The 2009-nt window shown below is 61.8% G+C and carries 2 protein-coding genes and 1 pseudogene; 1 reads left to right on the top strand and 2 read right to left on the bottom strand.

Annotation, left to right across the window (positions count from 1 at the left end; genetic code table 11):
* Positions 1–36: 36 nt before the first annotated feature.
* Together H8A95_RS42725 and tnpC are read right to left on the bottom strand one after the other, a co-directional pair.
* On the bottom strand, positions 37–627 hold the full coding sequence (locus tag H8A95_RS42725; RefSeq protein ID WP_229188410.1) for a UPF0149 family protein: 591 nt from the start codon (positions 625–627) through the stop codon (positions 37–39).
* A gap of 29 nt (positions 628–656) precedes the next feature.
* A complete protein-coding gene (tnpC, locus tag H8A95_RS42720; RefSeq protein WP_229188409.1) occupies positions 657–1322 on the bottom strand; it encodes an IS66 family transposase in 666 nt (221 codons plus the stop codon).
* Positions 1323–1369: 47 nt separating this feature from the next.
* Between tnpC and H8A95_RS42715 the strand changes: the two are divergent.
* Positions 1370–2009: pseudogene (locus H8A95_RS42715) on the top strand (IS110 family RNA-guided transposase); the annotation flags it as partial.

Raw genomic sequence — 2009 nt, 5'->3', positions numbered from 1 at the left:
AAGCGTAACCGGTATGAGCTCCCACGTCGGCGGTGATCAGCGGGCGCGTGCGTATCGGATCGGCATCCAGTATTGGCGCATGGCCTCGACGGCTGCGGGAATATCGAGGCGGGCGTTGCGCAGAGAGTCTCGGGTATCGCGGCCGGTCCGTGGCGGTCCGAGCAGCGGACCGGCCTGATCGTCGCGACAGTGCAGCAGAATAGGCAGAAGCAGACGGTGACTGACGTTGCTGGCGTCCAGAAATGGCGCCCACGCCGACAGCCTGAGCCGCATCGCGGCGTAGAATCCCTGACACCATGGTCGCGGATCGACTTCGCCGTTGGGTTGACGCCGGTGCATCGGGGCGAACTGGCTAGGCGTGGTGGAAAGGATCTGGCTGATCTCGTTATGACGCAGCGCGGCGGCGGAGATCGCAGCGAACTCCGGGGTGCCGCCGTGGTTGAAAGCGTCGGCATCGATGGCGAGCAGTGGGCATATCCAATCGAGCGGGCTCATCGACACCGGTCCGGCCACGATCGCGGCGACGTAGCCGTCGAGCATGGGGAGACTGGTGGCGGCGGGATGCTGATCGACGCGAGCCTGGAGCCATTGCTCGAGCTCCGCAAGCGGCATCGCGGCGGCCGCCATCGACGATGAAGCTTTAGGGCGACGTGGGCTCATGCGGCAGCCTGTGCGATGCGCTCACGGGCCGCCTTCCAGTTCCAGGCGAGCAGCTCGTGGAGCTGGTGGCTCTTGGTTCGCCCGGAGACGATCCGCTCCAGTACGTCCGTCAGATAGATCTGAGGATCGAGTTCATGGAGCTTTGCTGTGTTCACGATCGACGACAGGATCGCCCAGCTCTCGGCGCCGCCTTCGCTGCCGCTGAACAATGAGTTGCGTCTTCCCATGGCAATCGGGCGCATGGAACGCTCTACCGTGTTGGAATCGACCTCGACGCAGCCGTCGCGAAGAAACAGCGTCAACCCGTCCCAGTGATTGAGTGCATAGTTGATCGCCTCCGCCAGCTTCGACTGCGAGAAGAGCTGGTCGACCATCTCGGTCAGTCGCGCCTTGAGCGCCGCCATCAGCGGTGCGCTCCTGGTGCGCCGGACGGCAAGCCGCTGCTCGGCACTAATGCCGCGGATCTCCGCCTCGATAGCATAGACCGCCTGCAGGCGTTCGATCACCTCACGCGCGAATGGCGACTGCATCGTCTTGTAGACCTCGATGAATTTGCCTCGGGCATGGGCGAGACAAAAAGCAAGCTGGATCGCGCCGCCATGACCGCGGGCAAGCGCCTTGTAGACAGCATAACCGATGGAGTGGACGCCCCCCGACGGCATCGATTGTGCCAAGATGTGGGTGTTCAAACCCGGTAAGTAGGACGTCCGTGGACGAGGTTAGCATCATTGGTTTGGATTTGGCCAAGAACGTGTTCCAGGTCCACGGAGCTGGGCAGGATGGCAGGACCGTTCTGCGTAAGAAACTCCACCGTGGCAGATTGCTTGAGTTTTTCGCGGAGTTGCCGAGGTGTGTGGTCGCGATGGAGGCCTGCGCCAGCGCCCATTATTGGGGACGGGAGATCGGTAAGTTCGGCCACGATATCCGGCTGATCCATCCCTCGTACGTGAAGCCCTTCGTTAAGCGTCAGAAGAACGATGCAGCGGATGCCGAAGCGATCGCCGAAGCCGCGCCTCGACCAACGATGCGCTTTGTCGGCGTCAAGAGCGCCGAGAAGCAAGCTTCTTCCATGGCGTTCAAGGTTCGTGATCTCTTGGTTCGACAGCGTACACAGGCGATTAATGCCTTGCGCGGGCATCTTGCGGAATACGGGTTGATCGTGGCTCAGGGCGTGAGACATATCCCCCGACTGGCTGAGCTCCTGGCAACATATCCGGACCTGCCGATCTGGCTCGCAGCGTTTGCCAAAATCTCTTGAAGCATGTGGAATCTCTGTCGGAGCAGATTGCAGAGCTGGAGAAGGGACTGCGGGTGCGCGCGAGACAGGACGAAGTCGCCTCTCGTTTAAT

This window comes from Bradyrhizobium oropedii, assembly GCF_020889685.1.
Classification (GTDB): domain Bacteria; phylum Pseudomonadota; class Alphaproteobacteria; order Rhizobiales; family Xanthobacteraceae; genus Bradyrhizobium; species Bradyrhizobium oropedii.
Note: the sequence above shows the minus strand (reverse complement) of the source record. Positions and strands in the feature narration are given on the sequence as shown.